At 68.7% G+C, this 19,089-nt stretch carries 20 protein-coding genes; 8 read left to right on the top strand and 12 right to left on the bottom strand.

From position 1 onward, the window contains the following. Positions 1-28: 28 nt before the first annotated feature. A complete protein-coding gene (locus AB0H88_RS44895; protein WP_357655111.1) occupies positions 29-604 on the bottom strand; it encodes a response regulator transcription factor in 576 nt (191 codons plus the stop codon). Positions 605-639: 35 nt separating this feature from the next. Continuing rightward, positions 640-1,839 carry a sensor histidine kinase gene (locus tag AB0H88_RS44890; protein ID WP_357655077.1) on the bottom strand — a complete coding sequence of 400 codons (1,200 nt, stop codon included), beginning with the start codon at positions 1,837-1,839 and terminating at the stop codon, positions 640-642. A 137-nt stretch (positions 1,840-1,976) separates the two neighbouring features. Between AB0H88_RS44890 and AB0H88_RS44885 the strand changes: the two genes are divergently transcribed. Continuing rightward, complete coding sequence (locus AB0H88_RS44885; protein ID WP_357655075.1) at positions 1,977-2,921, top strand: CPBP family intramembrane glutamic endopeptidase; 945 nt, start codon at positions 1,977-1,979, stop codon at positions 2,919-2,921. 57 nt (positions 2,922-2,978) lie between these two features. Here the strand turns inward: AB0H88_RS44885 and AB0H88_RS44880 are convergent, their stop codons facing one another. Further along, entirely contained in the window at positions 2,979-3,779 is an 801-nt protein-coding gene (locus tag AB0H88_RS44880; RefSeq protein WP_357655073.1) for a hypothetical protein, read from the bottom strand. A gap of 70 nt (positions 3,780-3,849) precedes the next feature. Between AB0H88_RS44880 and AB0H88_RS44875 the strand changes: the two genes are divergently transcribed. The 4 genes from AB0H88_RS44875 (at position 3,850) to AB0H88_RS44860 (ending at position 6,782) form a co-directional block, all read left to right on the top strand. Then, the gene (locus AB0H88_RS44875) at positions 3,850-4,638 is read left to right on the top strand and encodes an ABC transporter ATP-binding protein (RefSeq protein ID WP_357655072.1); all 789 of its coding nucleotides are present in this window, start codon (positions 3,850-3,852) and stop codon (positions 4,636-4,638) included. A 180-nt stretch (positions 4,639-4,818) separates the two neighbouring features. After that, positions 4,819-5,742, top strand: coding sequence for an SPFH domain-containing protein (locus AB0H88_RS44870; protein ID WP_357655071.1), 924 nt, complete (start codon positions 4,819-4,821; stop codon positions 5,740-5,742). A 32-nt stretch (positions 5,743-5,774) separates the two neighbouring features. Next, entirely contained in the window at positions 5,775-6,530 is a 756-nt protein-coding gene (locus AB0H88_RS44865) for a sulfite exporter TauE/SafE family protein (protein WP_357655070.1), read from the top strand. 30 nt (positions 6,531-6,560) lie between these two features. Continuing rightward, positions 6,561-6,782, top strand: coding sequence for a hypothetical protein (locus tag AB0H88_RS44860; protein ID WP_225299053.1), 222 nt, complete (start codon positions 6,561-6,563; stop codon positions 6,780-6,782). A 27-nt stretch (positions 6,783-6,809) separates the two neighbouring features. Here the strand turns inward: AB0H88_RS44860 and AB0H88_RS44855 are convergent, their stop codons facing one another. From AB0H88_RS44855 to AB0H88_RS44830, 6 genes are all read right to left on the bottom strand, one after another. Next, positions 6,810-7,649, bottom strand: a complete 840-nt coding sequence (locus AB0H88_RS44855) for an NAD(P)H-binding protein (protein ID WP_357655069.1) — start codon at positions 7,647-7,649, stop codon at positions 6,810-6,812. Positions 7,650-7,707: 58 nt separating this feature from the next. Then, positions 7,708-8,619 carry a Rieske 2Fe-2S domain-containing protein gene (locus AB0H88_RS44850; protein WP_357655068.1) on the bottom strand — a complete coding sequence of 304 codons (912 nt, stop codon included), beginning with the start codon at positions 8,617-8,619 and terminating at the stop codon, positions 7,708-7,710. Between the two features lie 30 nt (positions 8,620-8,649). Continuing rightward, entirely contained in the window at positions 8,650-9,261 is a 612-nt protein-coding gene (locus AB0H88_RS44845) for an HD domain-containing protein (protein ID WP_357655067.1), read from the bottom strand. Position 9,262: 1 nt separating this feature from the next. Then, positions 9,263-11,452: a molybdopterin-dependent oxidoreductase gene (locus tag AB0H88_RS44840; RefSeq protein ID WP_357655065.1), complete on the bottom strand. Its 2,190-nt coding sequence runs from the start codon at positions 11,450-11,452 to the stop codon at positions 9,263-9,265. 147 nt (positions 11,453-11,599) lie between these two features. After that, complete coding sequence (locus AB0H88_RS44835) at positions 11,600-12,241, bottom strand: hypothetical protein (RefSeq protein WP_357655064.1); 642 nt, start codon at positions 12,239-12,241, stop codon at positions 11,600-11,602. A gap of 1 nt (position 12,242) precedes the next feature. Continuing rightward, a complete protein-coding gene (locus tag AB0H88_RS44830) occupies positions 12,243-12,374 on the bottom strand; it encodes a hypothetical protein (protein ID WP_357655062.1) in 132 nt (43 codons plus the stop codon). 799 nt (positions 12,375-13,173) lie between these two features. On the opposite strand from AB0H88_RS44830, the gene AB0H88_RS44825 reads away from it, so the two are divergent. Continuing rightward, complete coding sequence (locus AB0H88_RS44825) at positions 13,174-14,037, top strand: helix-turn-helix transcriptional regulator (protein ID WP_357655060.1); 864 nt, start codon at positions 13,174-13,176, stop codon at positions 14,035-14,037. A gap of 55 nt (positions 14,038-14,092) precedes the next feature. Beyond that, a complete protein-coding gene (locus AB0H88_RS44820) occupies positions 14,093-14,320 on the top strand; it encodes a DUF397 domain-containing protein (protein ID WP_357655058.1) in 228 nt (75 codons plus the stop codon). Between the two features lie 283 nt (positions 14,321-14,603). Here AB0H88_RS44820 and AB0H88_RS44815 read toward each other — a convergent pair whose 3' ends face one another. The 3 genes from AB0H88_RS44815 to AB0H88_RS44805 all read right to left on the bottom strand — a co-directional run bounded on the left by AB0H88_RS44815 (position 14,604) and on the right by AB0H88_RS44805 (position 17,990). Continuing rightward, positions 14,604-16,049, bottom strand: a complete 1,446-nt coding sequence (locus AB0H88_RS44815; RefSeq protein ID WP_357655057.1) for a catalase — start codon at positions 16,047-16,049, stop codon at positions 14,604-14,606. 19 nt (positions 16,050-16,068) lie between these two features. Continuing rightward, positions 16,069-16,413: a Fur family transcriptional regulator gene (locus AB0H88_RS44810; protein WP_357655109.1), complete on the bottom strand. Its 345-nt coding sequence runs from the start codon at positions 16,411-16,413 to the stop codon at positions 16,069-16,071. Positions 16,414-16,589: 176 nt separating this feature from the next. Continuing rightward, on the bottom strand, positions 16,590-17,990 hold the full coding sequence (locus AB0H88_RS44805; RefSeq protein WP_357655056.1) for an MFS transporter: 1,401 nt from the start codon (positions 17,988-17,990) through the stop codon (positions 16,590-16,592). A gap of 107 nt (positions 17,991-18,097) precedes the next feature. On the opposite strand from AB0H88_RS44805, the gene AB0H88_RS44800 reads away from it, so the two are divergent. Then, entirely contained in the window at positions 18,098-18,934 is an 837-nt protein-coding gene (locus AB0H88_RS44800) for a helix-turn-helix transcriptional regulator (RefSeq protein ID WP_357655054.1), read from the top strand. Positions 18,935-19,089 lie beyond the last annotated feature (155 nt).

The raw sequence follows: 19,089 nt of genomic DNA, 5'->3' as shown, positions 1-19,089 counted from the left end.
GGTCAAGACCCACTGACCTGACCGCGATTCAGCCCGACCTTGCGATGTGGATGGCGAGCTGGGTGCGGTCGCGTAGCCGCAGTTTGCGCAGGATGCTGGAGATGTGGTTCTTCACCGTGCCCTCGGTGATGAACAGCCGCCTGGCGATCTCGCGGTTGGTCGCGCCATCTCCGACCAGGACGGCCACCTCGTGCTCGCGTTCGGAGAGCTGGTCGGCGAGGCCCGGCGTGGCGGGGACGTTGCGCAGCTCGGCGACCACCCGCTCGGCGGCGACTCCGCCCAGCACGGTCTCGCCCCTGGCCGCCTTGCGGATGGCCGCCACCAGCTCGTCGGGCGGGGTGTCCTTGAGCAGGTAGCCGCGGGCGCCGGCGCGCAGGCCGCCGAAGATGTAGTCGTCGTCGTCGAACGTGGTCAGGATGATCGCGGGGATGTCCAGCCGGCCGATCAGCTCGATCCCATCCATCCTCGGCATCCGCGCGTCCACCAGCGCCACGTCAGGCCGGGCCGAGGGGAGCAGGTCAAGCGCGGCCAGGCCGTCCGCGGCCTCGCCCACGACCTCGATGCCCTCCTCCAGCTCCAGGAGCTTGCGCAGGCCCTGGCGCATCAGCACCTGATCGTCCACGATCAGCACTCGGACGATCACAGGGCCGCCCCCGTTCCGGCGGGCAGGTTGACCCGTAAGGTGAATCCGCCCTCCGCGCGGCTCCCCGCGTGGAGCGAGCCGCCGAGCGCGCTGACCCGCTGCCGCAGCCCGGCCAGGCCGTGCCCGCCGCAGAGCTCCCCGTCAGCCGCGCCGCGCCCGTCGTCGGTGACGGCCAGCTCGACGTGGCCGTCCGAGGCACCGAGCACGACCTCCACGCGCCGCGCCCCGGAATGGCGCGCCGCATTGGTCAGCCCCTCTTGCAACGCCCGGTACATGACCAGCTCGGCCTCCTCGTCAAGCGCCGGCCCCGCGCCCTCCGCCTGGAAGGTGACGTCGAGTCCGGTGCCCTCGAACGACCGCGCCAGCTCGGCCAGCGCGGTGGCGCCCGCCTTGCCCTCCAGCGCCAGCGGCTTGAGCGCCCGCACCCAGCGTCTGGTGTCGGCCAGGGCCTCCACGGTGAGCTGCTGGGCCTGCCGCACCTCGGCCCACGCCTCATCGGGGCGGGCCGCGCGGTAGCGCTGGGCGTTCTCCAGGCCGAGGTTGATCACCGTGAGGTAGTGGCCGACGGAGTCGTGCATCTCGCGCGACATGCGAGCCCGCTCCTCGGCCACCGTGAGCTCCCCCACTCTGGCCGCGTAGCGTCGCAGCTTGGCGTGGGCGTCGGTCAGCTCGGCCAGCAGTCGTTCGTTGTCGGCGGCGCGCTGCCTGGCGCCCAGCAGTACGCGGGTGGCGATCAGCGCCCACACCGTGAACACGGCCATCACGATCGTCTCGGCGAGCAACCGCCAGATATCTCGCCCCAGCATCAGATTCGCGGTCAGGGTGAAACCCACCGCGACCACGCTGAACCACGCGCCGCCGCCGAACCCGAACACCGAGACGATGTGCGTGAGCACCACCACCGCCAGGGGGATGGTCGTGATCGCGCTCCCGGTGCCCATCCCACCCAGCGCGGCCAGCACGAAAAGGAGGCTGACCGCTCTACGGGTCCGCGAGGCCGCCCTATTCCACCGCAGGAACGGCCACATGCCCAGCATCGCCAGGGGAGGCACACAGAAGAACCACAATCTGTGGTCACCGGCCGCGATCTGGAGCGCGGACCAGAGAAGGATCAGGTCCGAGCCGCCGAAAAGGGCGCTCAGAATGTAGGGGGCCCGCTCATCGGTGCCATGTGTCCAACGATCACTTCCGGCCACGCTTCCACGCTAACAGCGGGGACGGCGAACCCCTCGGGGTCGGCGGCCGAACATGACCTGCGACACATACGAAGACAGGCCGTGATCGGTCTCGCGCTGGATTCGCCCCGGTGCCGCCCATCTCTACGTTCAGCGATATGAACAACGCTTTCGTCAATGCTTCGACGGCCGGGAAACGCGGCACCCATCCGCTCGTGGCGGTCCTGCTGGCGCAGTTGATCTACGCCGCGGGGATCGTCATCGGAATGGCGCTCCTGCTGCCTCTCGGCATGCTCTTCCCCGGCAGGCAGTCGGGCCTGCTCTTCGCGGTCCTGCTGCTGGTGACGACCGTGATCCAGCACGCACCGATCTTCGTGCTGCTGTGGCTCTGGACACGCTTCTACGAGAAGCGGCCGTTCGCCTCGCTCGGCCTCACCTGGGGCCGCGACGCCTGGCGGCAGCACCTGATCGGCTTCGGCCTGGGCGCGGCTTTCATCGCGGGCTGGCTGGCGCTGCAGTACGCCACGGGCAACCTGCGCGTGGACGGCTCGCTGTGGAACTCCGCCCTGATCTATCTGCTGCCCGTGTCCTACCTGTCCAGGATCATGATGATCGCCATCGAGGAGATCCTCTTCCGAGGCTGGATCCTGCAGAGCGCCGGGGCGCGATGGGGCGTGCCCGCGGGCATCGCTCTGTCGTCCGCGGCGTTCGCGCTCTTCCACTTCGTCGGACCCCTGATGCTGATCGCGCCGCTGCACACCTTCCACTGGGTGCTCGCGACCAACCTGGTGCTCTGGTCGGCGCTCGCGGCGCTGCTCACGCTGACCACTCGTAGCCTCTGGACGGCCATGGCCTTCCACGCGACGCCGCTCTGGCTGGCCACTTATGCCTTCCCGGTGGGCGTGCGGGGTCAGCGCCCGCCGGAGATGGCCGTGCTCCTGCTGAGCCAGCCGAAGGCGAGCCCGCTGGCCGGGGAGGCGGCGCTGGCCGGGCCCTTCACCGGTCTGCCGACCACGTTCCTGCTGGCCGTCCTGTGCGCGGGCGCCCTCGCGGTCTACCTCAGGAGGTCCCGCGCGAGGGAACTCACGGCCGCCGCGGCCTGATCGTCGCGAAAACCCGCCTGCGGCTACGGCCTGATCGTCACGAAAACCCGCCTGCGGCTACGGCCTGACCGGCTCGAAGATGGAGTGGTGCGCCGCCACGAGGGCGCGGCGTACCGCGCGGTCGAGCTCGCGCAGGGCCTCGCCGCTCGCCGCGATCTGGCCCGAGGTGAGCCCTCTCTCGTCGGCCACCCGCAGCACCGCGCCCAGTCGCGCGGCCAGGGCGGAGACGCGGTGCGCCCGTCCCGGATAGCCGGGGGCGAGCTCGCCGCCGAGCCGTCCCAGCCGATCGGGCCGCTCTGGTGCGGGTCCGTCGACCGAGGTCAGCGCGTCCGTCGCCGACCGCATCGCGATCGACAGCTCCCGCTCCGCCTCGGCCACGGAGGGCAGGTCCACGCGTACGGGCCCCGAGGTGTGTACGGCCAGTCGTACCCCCACATAGGACGACCCGCGCAGGTCGGGCGAGGGCACCAGCCCGAGGCATCGGTCGGAGAGCACCGCGATGACCGCCTGGCCGGCCTCCACAGCGGCCGCGTTGAAGGCGGGCGGTCCGGAGAGCCCGAGCGGGTCGCCGGGCGCGGGCAGTGCGAGCCGGAGTTCGGTCAGCCCGTCGGATCGCAGCTCGGCGAGGTAGGCACGCAGGGGCAGGTCGCCGGCGACGGGACCGGCGACGGGATCCACCGCAGGGCTCTCGGCAGGGGAGCCGGGCACCTCGGCGGGACCCACGACGGCGGGACCCACGACGGCGGGACCGGCGGCGGCTTCGACCTGGTCGACGGCCTCGTCGAGACCGACGTGACCGGCGAGCCAGGCGTTGCCCCAGGCGACCAGCGGAGGAGAGACAGGTGATTCAGGGAGCACCGATCCACGATATGCGCTCGCCCTGCAATAGGTTTGTCCCGAGCGTTACTCCTAAAGGAGGGATACGGGGATGGGTGGTCAGGTGCTGCGGCTCCAGGACGTCGCCGTCCGGCGCGACGGAGCAGCCCTGTTGCGCGGCATCGACTGGACGGTCAACGAGGACGAGCGTTGGGTCGTCATCGGGCCGAACGGAGCAGGCAAGACGACGTTGTTGCAGGTCGCGGCGACGCTGCTCTATCCGAGCGAGGGGGTCGTGGAGGTGCTCGGCGAGCGGCTGGGCCAGGCCGACGTCTTCGATCTGCGGCCGCGCATCGGCTTGGCGAGTTCCGCGCTGGCCGAGCGCATTCCGCCGGAGGAGAAGGTCATCGACCTGGTCCTGACGGCGGCCTACGCGATCATGGGCCGCTGGACCGAGGAATACGACTCCAACGATGTCACCAGGGCCGTCGAGCTGATCGACATGATGGGTGCCGCGCATCTGATCAGGCGCAGGTTCGGCACTCTGTCCGAGGGCGAGCGTAAACGGGTGCAGATCGCCCGCGCCCTCATGCCCGACCCCGAGATGCTGCTGCTGGACGAGCCGGCGGCCGGGCTCGACCTGGGTGGCCGGGAGGACCTCGTACGCCGGCTGTCGGTGCTCGCCAACGATTACCGCTCACCCACGCTGGTGCTGGTCACGCATCACGTGGAGGAGGTGCCCAACGGGTTCACCCACGGGCTGCTGCTCAAGCACGGCTCGGTCGTGGCCCAGGGGCCGCTTGAGCACGTGATGACGGCCGACAACCTGTCGCAGACGTTCGGGGTGCAGCTGACGCTCGACCGCAGCGCCGAAGGACGTTGGTACGCCCGCGCACACTAACGGCCGCGCACACTAACGGCCGCGCACACTAACGGCCGCGCACACTAACGGCCGCGCGCACTAACGGCCGCGCGCAGTAACGGCCGCGCGCAGTAACGCCCGCGCGCACTAGATCGCGTCAATCCGCTGAACGCCCAGTAGCATTTACCAAGGCGATCCCCTCGGCCTCGGAGCGTTGGCATGTCCACGGAGCAGCTCATCGTCGCCATCGTCGTGGTCGCGGCGGTGGGGTTCGGGGTGACCCGGACGGTCCGCATCATCCCCCAGGCGACCGCGGCGATCATCGAGCGGCTCGGCCGCTATCACCGCACGCTGAAGCCGGGGCTCAACCTGGTGGTGCCGTTCGTCGACCGGATCAAGGATCTGATCGACCTCCGCGAGCAGGTCGTCTCCTTCCCGCCACAGCCGGTGATCACCTCCGACAACCTGGTGGTCTCGATCGACACCGTCATTTACTTCCAGGTGACCAATCCGAAGGCGGCCACGTACGAGATCGCGAACTTCCTGGTCGGCGTCGAGCAGCTGACCGTCACCACGCTGCGTAACGTGGTCGGCGGCATGGACCTGGAGAGCACGCTGACCTCCCGCGAGGAGATCAACACCGAGCTGCGCGGCGTGCTCGACGAGGCGACCGGCAAGTGGGGCATCCGGGTCAACCGGGTCGAGCTCAAGGCCATTGACCCGCCCTCCTCCATCCAGGACTCGATGGAGAAGCAGATGCGCGCCGACCGCGACAAGCGGGCCGCGGTGCTGGCCGCGGAGGGGCAGCGGCAGGCGGCCATCCTGACGGCCGAGGGCGAGCAGCAGGCGGCGGTCCTGCGCGCCCGTGGCGAGGCGGAGGCCGCTGTGCTGCGCGCCCAGGCGGAGGCCGAGGCTCAGGCCATGCGGGCCAAGGGGCAGGCCGACGCGATCGGGATGGTGTTCAAGGCCATCCACGAGGGCAAACCGGACCAGCGGCTGCTCGCCTACCAATACCTGCAGATGCTCCCTGAGATCGCCAAGGGTGACGCCAACAAGATCTGGATCGTCCCGTCGGAGATGGGCCGGGCGCTGGAGAATCTGGGCGGTCTCTTCTCGCCGCCCAAGGACGACCCCGAGATGTAGCCGGGAAAGGTCCCGCCTCTAAGCTCTGTCGGATGACAGTGTGGGAGGCGGTCGCGGTGTTCGCGGCCGGGGTCGCGGCCGGAGCCATCAACGCGGTGGTCGGGTCGGGCTCACTGATCACCTTCCCCACGCTGGTGGCCATCGGCGTCGACCCGGTCGTGGCGAACGTCTCCAACAACATCGGCCTGGTGCCCGGCTCCTTCACCGGCGCGTACGGCTACCGCGCCGAGCTCGCCGGGCAGCGCGAGCGGCTGCTGCGCCTCGGGCCCGCCTCGGCGATCGGCTCGCTGATCGGCGGGATCCTGCTGCTGTTCCTCGACCCGAGGGTCTTCCAGGTCGTGGTCCCGGTGCTGATCGGGCTGGCCTGCGTACTGGTCGTGGTGCAGCCCAAGCTCAACGGCTGGCTGTCGGCGCGGCGCGAGAACGACGATCCCCACGGCGGGGTGCTGCTCTGGCTCGGTGTGCTGGGGGCGGGGATCTACGGCGGCTACTTCGGCGCGGCCCAGGGCGTGCTGCTGATCGGGCTGCTCGGCAGCTTCCTGACCGAACCCCTGCAGCGGGTGAACGCGGCCAAGAACGTGCTCTCCCTGATCGTCAACGGCACCGCGGCCGTGCTGTTCGTCTTCATCGCCCACGTGGACTGGTGGGCGGTGCTGGCGGTGGCGCTGGGGGCCACGGTGGGCGGGTTCGTCGGGGCCAGGATCGGGCGCCGCATCCCCGCTCCGGTGCTGCGGGGCATCATCGTGTGTGTGGGGATTGTGGCGATTATCAAACTGGTGTACGGATAAATACCGGGCATTCTGGGTATAAATCCGTACATGAAGGGTGATCGGGTGGAGATCGTCATCGACGCGGGCGATTCATCCCCGCGCACCTACGAGATCGTCGCCACCCGCGCGGGCCGCCGCGTCGAGGTGGCCACGCGTCGGGGGCTGGTCGAGGTCAGTGAGGTGACCAGGAGCGGCACCGCGGTACGTACGGCGCGGTTCATGTCCAGCCGCATCCTGGCCCTGGTGGAACATCCGGCCGACGAGAGCTGACCTACCGCGGGTCGGCCGCGTGGTTCGTCAGCGGAAGTCGCCCGCGTGGTCGGCGGCCCACTGACGGAAGGTCAGTGCCGGTCGGCCGAGCAGCTTCGGGACCGTGTCCGTGACCCGCTCCGGTGTGTCCACGAACGCGCCCCAGCCCGCGAGCGCGCCGTCGACGAACCGGGCGTCGCCCCACGCGGCCAGCAGTTGCTCACGGGCCACGTCCAGCGGCAGCTCCGCCCACCGGACCTCCCGGCCGGCCGCCTCGCCGATGATCCGCACCTGCTCGGCCTGTGACAGCTGCTCGGGCCCGGTGAGGACGTACTTGGCCCCGCCGTGCCCGGCCGAGGTGAGCACGTGGACGGCCACGGCCGCGATGTCCTTCTCGTGGATCAGCGACCTGCGCGCCTCCCCGTACGGCCAGCGCACCACGCCCTGCCTGACCTGGTCGGCCCAGCCGAGCGTGTTGGCCGCGAAACCGCCGGGCCGCAGGAACGTCCAGCTCACGTCGGTGTGCCTGATCAGCCGTTCCACCTCCTGGTGGAACAGCGTCGCCTCCTCGCCGTCGGCCAGATCCTCGACGTCGGCCGACAGGTAGACGACCCGGCGCGCGTGGGCGGCGATGACCTTCACCACGTCCCGGGCGGTCTCGGCGGCGAAGCCGGGCCAGATCAGGAAGACGGACTCGACGTCCTTCAGCGCCGGTTCCAGGGTCTCGGGGACGGACAGGTCGCCCTTGACCACCTCGACCCCTTCGGGGAGTTTCGCCCGGTCCGGGTCGCGGACCAGGGCGCGGACCTGGAGGCCCGCCCCGGCCAGTTGGGAGACCACGTGCTTGCCTACGTTGCCGGTCGCGCCGGTCACCAGAATTCTGCTCATGGACGGACCGTAGAACTTCAACCAATGTTCAGGTCAAGCTCGCCGTACCTGGAGCAGGTCAGGTCAAGCTGGGCCGTACCTGGAGCGTGCCGTCGCTGCGGATCCGGGTCTCGAAGGTGGGCGCGGGCGCGGTCGCGGGACCGTGCTTGACGGAGCCGTCCATCAGCCGGAACGTGCTGCCGTGCCAGGGGCATATCACGCACGGATCGCCGTTCTCCACGACGAGCCGGCCCTGGTGGAGCGGGCCCGCGAGGTGCGAGCACCGGTCGGCGAGCACGGTGACACCCGAGCTGTGCCGCAGCACGAAGAGCTGGATGTAACCGAGCCGCCGCGACACCGGGCGGCCCGGTGGCAGGTCGTTGACCAGGCAAAGGTCGTGCCAGCCCAGCGGCACGAGATGGGTGACCTGGGGCGCGTGGTTGGCGCCCGCCGCCTGCCGATAGGCCAGATTCCCGCCCAAGTAGGCGCCGAGACTTCCGGCGCCCAGACCGGCGACGGTCAGCATCTTGCCGGCGCGCTCGTTCCCGCGCAGCCGGGCCACGAGCGAGGCGGAGAAGAACCCCAGTGCGGTCACGTTCGAGAGCATGTGGACGAAGCCGACACGCTGCTGCTCGCGATGGAGAGACGACCAGTCGGTCAGGCCGGCGGCCGCGGTGGGCAGCGCGCTGCCGAGGCCCATGGCCAGCAGCAGCCGAGCGGCCCGAGGATCGGAGTTGGTCCAGTCGAGCATCGCGGTGGACGTCCAGCAGCCCAGGCTGAAGGTGGCGAGCGGCGGGTGCAGCGGTTTGCCCGTGGGCACGCCGTGCAGCCAGTCGCGCAGCCGTCCCGGCCGGATCCCGTCGCGTATGGCCTTGGCCAGCACTCGGATCGGCTCGTCCATGGCTTTGGACCTCTCGAGCCGGTCGGCCAGGTCGACCGGCCCCACGAAACGCCGCGACTGCCGCCTTCTCGCTCGCACTTTCTCTTTCACGACAAGTCCCCTACCCCGGCCATAAGGGCATCACTCGGACAGGTGCCCCCTGGCGATGGAGAGCTCGACCAGTTCGAGCGCGTACGCCCCGAGTGACGGCGAGCCGTCCTCGATGAGCCGCACCTTCTCCTTGACCTGCGCGGCCGTCACCTTGAACAGCGGCCAGGTGCCGCCCTCGGTGTGGTGGTTGGCCAGGATCGGCGCGAAGCGGTCGAGCGCTCGGGCGAATTTCGCCTCCGGCGTCTCCCTGGCCTCGAACTCGTCCCAGAGCGCCCGCATCGCCGCCCCCTGCTCACCCGGGAGCAGCGCGAAGATGCGGTCCGCGGCGGCCCGCTCCGCGGCGGGCTGGGCGGCCACCGCGGCCGTGTCGTAGACGAAGGTGTCACCGGCGTCGATCTCGACCAGGTCGTGCACGAGCAGCATGGACACCACCCGCTGGATGTCGGTCCCGGGTGGCGCGTGCTCGCCCAAGACCATGGCCAGCATGCCTACGTACCAGGAGTGCTCTGCGTCGTTCTCTCGCCGTGAGCCGTCCATGAGATGGTTGCGGCGGATGATCCGCTTCAACTTGTCAATCTCGACGGCGAAGGCGATCTGGGCGGTCAGGCGGTCCTCTGCTGGTGCGATAGTCACGCGCGACACCTTAATGTGCGGTGATCACCCCGGTTGGCAAAATCGTCACCGGAACCCCATTGAACACGGCATTTCCCGACGGAACGTCTATTGCCGACTCATCGGTCAGCACATTCGCGCTGACCCCCGCGTGCTCGGCGGCGACCAGCTGAGCGCTGCCCGCGTGTCCCCAGCCGTGGGGCAGGCTGACCACGCCGGGCATGATCGTGTCGGTGGGTTCGAGCGGCACCCTGAGCTCTCCCGTGGCCGAGCGGACCAGGGCCTCCCCGTCCAGTCCGAGCCTGGCCACGTCGGCCGGGTTGATCTGGAGCGTGCAGGTGTTGCTGCCGCCGACCAGCGGGCCCACGTTGTGCAGCCAGCTGTTGTTGGAGCGCAGGTGGCGCCGCCCGATCAGGACGATGTCCGGCGGCTCCTGCTCCAGCCCGCCGCGCAGCCGCTCCACATCCTCGATGAGCTGCGGCGGCGCGAGCTCGATCGCCCCGGAGGCGGTCCTCAGCACCTCGCCCAGCCGCGGCTCCAGCGGCCCGAGATCCAGCCCGTGCGGGTTGTCGAGCAGCTTGCGCAGTGACAGGTCGCCCTTGCCCGCCCACTCTCCGTACGGGCCCAGCTTGAGCATCAGGTCGAGCCGGCGCTCGGCCCCGCAATCGCCTTCGAGCGCGGCCCGCAGCTCGGCCACGTCGCGCCCCTCCACGCCCGAGCCCGGCAGGCCGACCGCCTTGCGCAGCATCTGGCCGAGGACGAACTCGTCGAGATCGCTCTCCAGCCCGGAAGCGATCACGGTCAGCCTGGCCAGGATCTGCGCCTCCGACGGCTGCCCGTCCAGCGGCAGCGACGGCGGCGAGTAGCGGGTGTAGTTGCGCACCGCGAAGTTGAGCAGGGCGAAGTCGTAGTGCCCCGACTGGAGGGCCCGCGGCGGCGGCAGGATGACGTTCGCGTGCTTGGTGGTCTCGTTCAGGTAGGGGTCGACGCTGACCATGAAGTCGAGCCGCCCGAAAGCCGCGTCGAGCCGGGGGCCGTGCGGCGCGGAGAGCACCGGATTGCCCGCCACGGTGAGGAGGAAGCGGATCTGCCCGTCGCCGGGTGTCTCGATCTCGTCGGCGAGCGTGGCGACCGGCAACTCGCCGTTGGCCTCGGGCAGGCCCCTGACCCGGCTCTTCCACCGGCCCATGGTGTAGGGCCGGCGGCCCAGGCCGAACTCGGTGGCGGGTTTGGCGAACATGGCCCCGCCGGGCCGGTCGAGGTTGCCGGTGAGGACGTTGAGCACGTCCACCAGCCACTGGGCCAGCGTGCCGAACTCGGCCGTACACGTGCCGATCCTGGCGTAGACGGCCGCCGTCCTGGCCGCCGCCAGCTCCCTGGCCAGCCGGACGATCACCTCGGCGGGCACGCCGGTGCGGCGGGACACCACGTCGGGCGGGAAGTGCTTGGCCGCCTCGCGTAACTGCTCCAGGCCGTTGACCTCGTGGGCCACCGTGGTCAGGTCCTCGGCCAAGAGCGTGTGCGCGATCCCGAAGAGCAGGTAGGCGTCGGTGCCCGGCCGTACGAACACGTGCTCGTCGGCCAGTCCGGCGGTCCTGGTGCGGCGGGGGTCGACCACGACGAACCGGCCGCCGCGGGCGCGCAGCGCCTTGAGGCGGCCGGGGAAGTCGGGCGCGGTGCACAGTGAGCCGTTGGACTCCAGCGGGTTGGCGCCCAGCATGAGCAGGTAGTCGGTCCGATCGAGGTCCGGCACCGGGACGGCGAGCGGATGGCCGAACATCAGCCCGCTGGCGACGTGCTTGGGCATCTGGTCGGCGGTGCTGGCCGAGAAGATGTTGCGGGTGCCGAGTGCCTTGAGCAGCGGCGTGCCGTAAAGCTGGCCCGCCATGTTGTGCACGTTGGGATTGCCGAGATAGACGCCGGCCGACTGGCGGCCGTGCCGTTCCGTGACCTGGTCGAGGCCCTGCTTGACGGCGGCGAACGCCTCGTCCCAGCCGACCTCGCGCCAGAGCCCGCCCTCCCTGATCAGCGGCTTGCGCAGCCGGTCGGGGTCCTCGTCCAGGCGGCCCAGGCTGGCGCCCTTGGGGCAGATGAAGCCCTTGCTGAACGGGTCGTCCTTGTCGCCCCGCACGCTCGTCACGTGCCCGCCTTCGTCGAGGGTGAGTGTCAGGCCGCACACGGCCTCGCACAGGGGACAGGTCCGGTGAACGGTCGACGTCATCACGGCTCCTGAGTTCGTCGGTTGAACTCATCTTGGCTCGTACGGCACACATGGGGAAGCCCCGGAGCCCCCGCGGTCTCCGGGGCTTGCACTGGAGAGCGTTCGGCCCAGGCCCGAGCCGCCACTCTCCAGGTCATGGGCAGGCCGTCAGCCGACCTGCGGCAGGGCGAACGGCCTGGCCAGATCAGGGGGCTCCTCGAGGTCGGTCCGCAGAGAGGTCCAGGCGCGGCCGTAGAGCCGGTCGAGTCCGGGGGAGGCGGCGCCGGGCAACTCGTCACGCCGGACGATCTCCACGATCAGCAGGTGCGCCCACTTGCGATGCCGGTAGACGTTGGCGCTCCTGGCCCAGCACGCCGCCGCGATCTCCTCCGCGTAAGCCTCGAACTCCGCGGCGGAGATGCCCGCCCTGGTCATCACCAGGGCCTTCTCGCCCGTACGCGTGGGCGTGATCCACAACACCAGCGGGATCCGGCCCGCGCGGGTGTGCATGGTGGTCTCCAGGCAGGTCTTCTGCAGCCGGTGCCTGGACGCCACGCACCAGAAGTGCGCCGTCACCCAGTTGCGACCGGTCCTGGTCACCGCGGGCGCGGAGATCGCGCTGGTCAGCATGATGAACGGCCACCACCGGCCTTGCTGGGTCCCACCCAGCAGGGTCAGCACGAACAGGGTGAGCGCCCCGATCAGCAGCAATTCGGTACGGATTCGCCAGAGCCTGGCCGGCAGCCCGGTACGGGCGGGCGGCAGGTCCTCGTTGGCGGGGTAGATCTGGTTGCGCGGGTTCCTCGACATCTCAGGACACCTCCTCGGCGATTCGGGAGGGGATCGTGAGCTGGTCGAATCGGGGGTCGCGGTAGCGACGGGCGCCGAATCCGGTCTTGGCGACGGTCCAGTCGCGCCGGTAGGCGAACTCGTCCGGCTCCATGCAGATTTCTCGATCCGCCCATGCCATGAGTTCCCGGATCCGGGTCTTGATTCGGCTGAGTCCCTTGGTACCTTGTGAGTACATGGAACACCTCTTTCGCGGCATTACTCGAGGTGGGTTCTTTCGCTGGATCGCAGGCTGATGACCGGTATCGCCGCAGGGTGGCAGCCCTTTTGAGCGGCTAATAGGTGGTCAGCCTGGGTCCGGCTTCTTCGTGTTTCTGCGTGCTCGCATGAGCTTTCTGCGTGCTCGAATGAGCGACATGTGCTGCGGTCAGTCAGATGCGTGCGGGGTCCTTCCGGCAAGCGGCCTCCCTGGGGCAGAGATTCAGATCCGGGACGGCGACGTTGCCGGAGGTGCGGCCCGCGTGGCCGCCAGCGATGAAGAGCGGTAGGCCCGGTGTGGTAGGCCGTGTCGTCATCTCGGCCCCCCATCCCTCGGTTACCTTCCAGAGCTCGATCGTCTCTCCCGGATGGGCCCGGTGCAATACATTCAGCAAGAGAAGATTTAGTTTTCTTCGGTCCTTGCTTGATAGTTTGCGGTGCATCTGTGGATGCAACTTGCACGCCAACTGTCAGGTGGTCTGTGGCAAGGGCGGGATGAGGGGAACCATCGGATGCGGCCCCACCCCAGGTCGCGCCCTCTTGCCCCTTGCGCTCACTCCGTGAAACCCTTGCGGCAAGCCTCAGTGGCAGTGCTCGTGCAAGTTGCAGTGTAAGATTGACCGAACGGCTAAGTGGCCTTTCTCTGTTACACCTTCACCTTCATTCACCTTCATTCCCGACGAGGAGAGTGGACGGTGCCATCGCAGCAGGGCAGTCCGACTGTTCGCAGGCTCAGACTCGGTCAGGAGCTACGCCGCCTTCGCGAGCGAAAGAAGCTGACGGGGGCCAGAGCGGCTGGCGACCTGGGCTGGAGTCCCAGCAAGATCAGCCGAATCGAAGCAGCCAAGACCATGCCAAGTGCCGAGGACATCAAGGCCATGGCAGAGCTGTACAAGATCGACAGTGAGAAACGTGACGAACTCTTCGCCCTGCTGAGGGATGCGGATCAGCGTGGGTGGTGGGAAGATTACGAAGACGCCCTCCCGGAGGAATACACAAGATTCCTCGGGCTGGAAGCGGAGGCGACATTCCAGCGCAACTGGGAACCCCAGATCGTGCCTGGTCTCCTCCAGACCGAGGACTACGCACGGGAGATCGTCCTCTCCGTCCGTGGCATCTCACGGATCACGCACAGCGGTGTCCGGAGCCGGGTCGAGGCGCGCCAAGATCGGCAGCAGCGGGTATTACACCGTCCACAGCCGTCGCAGCTACGCTTCGTGCTCGACGAGCCGGCTCTGATGCGGCGTTTCGGTGAGCCCTCGGTCATGCGTGCGCAGATGGAGCATCTCCTGGAGATGTCTCTGCTGCCGCACGTCAGCGTGCAGGTGCTGGCGACGGATGCGTTGCACCCCGTCAACACAGGGGCGTTCATCCACCTGAAGTTCGCGGAATTCGACGATGTTGTATACCTGGAGCAGCTCTACACGGCCCACTTCGTCGAGGACCTCGAACGTGTGGCTGGATACGAGACAGCCTTCGACTACATCGAGTCCCAAGCGCTTGACGAGGACGAGTCACGTGTCCTCATCCAGCGCAAGGCCATGATGTGGCGGGGCTAGCAACAAAGATCACAACAAGGGGCAATGGTGCCCCTTTCGCCCGTTTGGGGAGAAAATGTACATCGATCCCGTGGTAGCGAACTGGCAGAAGAGCAGCTTCTGCAACGGCGCGAGCAGCTGCGTCGAAGTCGCACCGCTTGCCGACGGAAACGTCGCTTTGCGAGACGGCAAGGAGCAGGACGGTCCCGTCCTGGTCTTCACGCCGAGTGAATGGGCCGCCTTCACGGCCGGGGTTCGCGATGGCGAGTTCGACCTGAACTCGCTCGCCGCTACCGCTTCATGAAAAACGGCCCTGGCAGGTTGCTAGCACAACACCATCAGGGCCGCCACGCACTCCAGATCGACCTTGTACACGAGATCCGAAGATCTTCATATCTTGGCCCGAACCGCCTTGGAGATCAACTAGCCACACCTTGTTCGAAGCAGAGGATCAGTCCTCAATCGCGGAGTACGGTCTGACGACTCCAGCCGAAGAGCCCTCTGCCCCCCATTTGGACCACCCACAACGCGAACAGCCCGCGCCGCATATGGGCGCGGGCTGTTTCGCGTGCGACCTCGGGTCGGCGTCAGGAGAGGCCGAGGCCGTGGGAGACGCCCTGGCCTAGGTCCTTGTGGATGTTGTTCCAGTACTCCACGACGCGCTGCTTCATCTCCGAGGTGACCTCGGGGGCCGAGGCGTGCCCGACGATGTTGCTCACCAGGTGCGCGCGGTCCGTGTCGGACAGCACGTTCTCCCAGAGGGCGCGCGGCTGGACGTAGTCGTCGTCCTCGGCGTGCTTGGTGTACGCGGACCGGATGATCTCGCCGGCCACCTGGTAGTTCTCACCCTCGTACAACGCCGGGTCCGCCGCCGGGCCGTTGACGCTGTTGGGGGCGTACACCGGGTCCTGCGAGTTCCTGAAGGTCATCGGACCGTCGAAGTTGTAGGAGTCGACCGCGGCGCGCGGCTGGTTGATCGGCAGTTGCAGGTAGTTGGGGCCGATCCGGTAGCGGTGCGTGTCGGGATAGGAGAACAGGCGGCCCTGCAGCATCTTGTCCGGGGAGGCGCCGATGCCGGGCACCAGGTTCGACGGCTCGAAGCCGGCCTGCTCGACCTCCGCGAAGTAGTTGCGCGGATTGCGGTTCAGGGTGAACCTGCCGATCGTGATCTCGGGGTAGTCCTCGTGCGGCCACACCTTGGTGAGGTCGAACGGGTTGAAGCGGTAGTCGGCCGCGGCTTCGAACGGCATGATCTGCACGTTCACCTTCCACGACGGGTGGTCGCCCGCCTCGATGGCCGTGTGCAGGTCGCGGATGTGGTGGTCGGGGTCGACGAGCAGCGCGGCGGCCTCTTCGCCGGTGTAGTTCTTGATGCCCTGCTCGGTCCTGAAGTGGTACTTCACCCAGAACTTCTGGCCCCCGGCGTTGTACCAGAGGAAGGTGTGCGAGCCGAAGCCGTGCATGTGCCGCCACGAGGCGGGGATGCCACGATCGGTCATGAGGAACGTGACCTGGTGCGCCGACTCCGGCGACAGGGTCCAGAAGTCCCACTGCATGTTGTTGTCACGCAGGTGGTTGTCGGCCCGGCGCTTCTGGCTGTGGATGAAGTCGGAGAACTTCTGCGGGTCGCGGATGAAGAAGATCGGGGTGTTGTTGCCGACGAGGTCGTAGTTGCCCTCTTCGGTGTAGAACTTGATCGCGAACCCGCGCGGGTCGCGGGCGGTGTCGGGGCTGCCGAGTTCGCCGGCGACGGTCGAGAAGCGCAGGAAGAGCGGGGTCTCCTTGCCCTTCTGGAAGAGGCCGGCCTTGGTGAACTGGCTGACGTCCTCGGTGATCCGCATGACGCCGTGGGCGCCGCCACCTTTGGCGTGTACGACGCGCTCGGGAACACGTTCCCGGTTGAAGTGCGCCATTTTCTGGATCAGATAGTGATCCTGCATAAGAAGTGGGCCGTTGGGGCCGACGGAGAGCGAGTGCTCGTCGCTCGGCGCGGGTATGCCGGCGTCGTCGGTGGAGATAGGCCTGTTCGTCATCAGCGCGGTCCTCCGAAAATCATCGTTGACAGTTCGGGCAGACGCCCCAGAAGGTGACGTCGGCTTCGTCCACGACGAATCCGGCCGCGTCGACGGGCACCAGACACGGGGCGATCCCGGTCGCGCAGTCGACCTCGGCCATGCCGCCGCAGCGCCGGCAGACGAGGTGGTGGTGGTTGTCACCCACCCCGGCCTCGTAGCGCGCCGGACTGCCCATGGGTTCGATCTTGCGGAGCAGTCCGGCCTGGTGCAGCGCGTGCAGTGAGTCGTAGACGGCCTGAAGGGACACCTGACCCACACGGTCGAGCACGCCGTGGTGGACGGCTTCCACGTCGAGGTGGTCGCCTTCGCGCACGGTCCGCATGATCGCCACGCGGGCCGCGGTCACCCGCAGCCCCCTGGCGAATTTGGTCGTTGTCCCCCATATCCGGACACGCTAGCGATAAACCTGAATGGTTCAAGTAAAGGACTGGTACAGGTCTCAGCCGTGCCGGGTACAGGTTTCAGGTGCCCCCATACCAAGGAGGACCGGTACGTGTCTCAGCGACGCCGTACCAAGAAGATCGAGCTCACCCCGGCCAGTACGGCCAGCGCCGCGAGCGCCACGGCAGTCGCCATCGAGGCGGAGCCGGTGCCCCCGCCCTGGGACAGTGAGATGAACAGCGTGCCCACGGTCGACACCCCGATCACCTGGCCGAGCTGCATCACGGTGAGGAGCGCCCCGCTCGCGTCGGCGGCGTAGACGTCGTCCACCTGCTGGGTCGCCATGTTGGTCACCGCGACCTGCACGCCGAGTCCGCCGCCGATGAGCGCGCTCATGACCGCGTACAGGAGGCCGCCTCCGGAGGCGAGCCCGAGGCCGAAGTAGGCCGGCGCGGCCACCACGTAGCCGAAGGGCACGAGCGAGCGCTGGAGGCCGGGCGGCAGCAGCGGCCAGCAGAGCCCCACGAGCGCGAACGCCAGAGCGCACGGCACCAGCATCATGCCCGAGGCCAGCGGCGACAGGCGCAGGTCGCCCTGCAGGTGCAGCGCCGAGGTGAACAGGAACGCGCCCCAGGTGGCCGGCCCGAGCAGCAGCACGGCGAGCCCCGGCCGCATACCGGGCGCGCGCAGCACGCGCGCGTTGACCAGCGGGCGCCCGCCACGGCTCGTCACCCAGCGCTCGACGCGGACGAACACCACGAAGACCACCGCGCTCAGCGCCATCGAGGCCCAGCCCCACAGCGGCCAGCCGAGGTCCCTGCCCAGCACGAGCGGCACCACGAAGAGCAGCACGGCGGCCGACAGGCTCACCAGACCCCACGGGTCGAGCCCGCCCTGGCCGCCACCGTGGTCGGCGGGGAGCACCCGAAGCCCCGCGACCAACAGCAGCGCGCCGATCGGCACCAGCACGAGGAAGACGATCCGCCAGCCGGCGCCGAGCCCGAGCAGGATCCCGCCGAGCGCCTGACCGACCACGATGCCGCCGCTCACCACGGCCGACCACAGGCCCAGCGCCCGGCCTCTGGCCGCGCCCTGGTAGTTGTGCTGGATCAAGGTCATGACCTGGGGCATCATCAGCGCGGCCCCGGCGCCCTGGGCGAGCCGGGCGGCGACCAGCGTGCCGGTCGTCGGCGCGAGCCCCGCGGCCAGCGTGGTGAGCGTGAAGAAGGCGAGCCCGGCGAGAAAGGCCTTGCGATAGCCGAGCAGATCGCCCAGCCGGGCACCGGTGATCAACAGGACGGCGTAGACGATGGTGTATCCCGCCACGATCATCTGCAGCCCGGCACCTGATGAGTGCAGATCGGCCTCGATGGTCGGGGTGGCCACGTTGACGATGTTGACGTTCAAGATGGCCAGGAACTGCCCTACGAGGATGATCGCCAGGAGCAGCCCGCTGGCCTTGCCCTTCTCCGGCTGTATGGCCGGGATCGGGGGAGCGACAGGAGCGGATTGGGTCATAGATCGATTCTGACGGCAAACCAGTACCAGTAACGAGAGCCCCTTTATACTGGTATTAGTGCTACCTGGATGGCTGACGCCCGTTCCACCATAGTGAAGGGGTGACCGTGACAGAGGCAAGGCGCTCCGATTTGTCGGCGTTCCTGCGCACCCGGCGCGAGCGGATCACCCCCGAGATGGTGGATCTGGCGCCGGGTCCCCGCAGGCGTACGCCCGGCCTGCGCCGCGAGGAGGTCGCGCAGCTCGCCGGGGTGGGCGTCACCTGGTACACGTGGCTGGAGCAGGGACGGCCGATCAACGCCAGCAGCCAGGTGCTCGACGCGATCTCGCGTACGCTCCGGCTCGACACCGCCGAGCGGGAGCACCTCTACCGGCTGGCGGGACAGCCGGGCACACCCGTCCTGGCCGGCTCCGCCCAGGTGACGCCGGAGATGCAGGCCATACTCGACCAGCTCGGCGCGATGCCCGCGTGCATCACCAACAGCCGCTGTGACGTGCTGGCCTGGAACCCCGCCTACGCGACGATCTTCCCCGAGATCGTCGACGCACCGGAGGGCGAACGCAACTCGCTCTGGCAGACGTTCCTCAGCCCTTCGTGGACGACCATGCTCGTCAACCGCGACCAGGAGCTGCCGCGCGCCGTCGCCGTCTTCAGGGGTGCCTACAGCCGCCACACCGACGACCCTTGCTGGCAGGACTTCGTCCGGCGGCTCGCCGCGGAGAGCGCCGAGTTCGCCAGGCTGTGGGCCAGGCAGGACGTGGCCGAGCCCGGGCCGCGGGTGAAGACCTACGAGCACCGTGAGATGGGCCGGATCGGCTTCAGCACGACCAGCTTCCACCTCTCGTCTGCGCCGGAGACCCGCATGATCGTCTACTCGCCGCAGGACCAGCGGTGCCTCGACGCCATGACCCGCCTCATGGCCGGCGTTGCCTCGACGTCGTGACCCCGCTCCACGGCTGGCGCTGCCTGGACGTTGTGACCCTGCGGCGTCTCGGCCTATGACCGGCCTCATGACCGAAGGTCAGCGCCTATAGGGCCGCGCGCGATTCCTCCGCTCATGGCATGCTCGATGGCTGAAAGTCAGGATCGAGCGGAAGT

This window comes from Nonomuraea sp. NPDC050680 (assembly GCF_040654555.1).
Classification (GTDB): domain Bacteria; phylum Actinomycetota; class Actinomycetes; order Streptosporangiales; family Streptosporangiaceae; genus Nonomuraea.
Note: the sequence above shows the minus strand (reverse complement) of the source record. Positions and strands in the feature narration are given on the sequence as shown.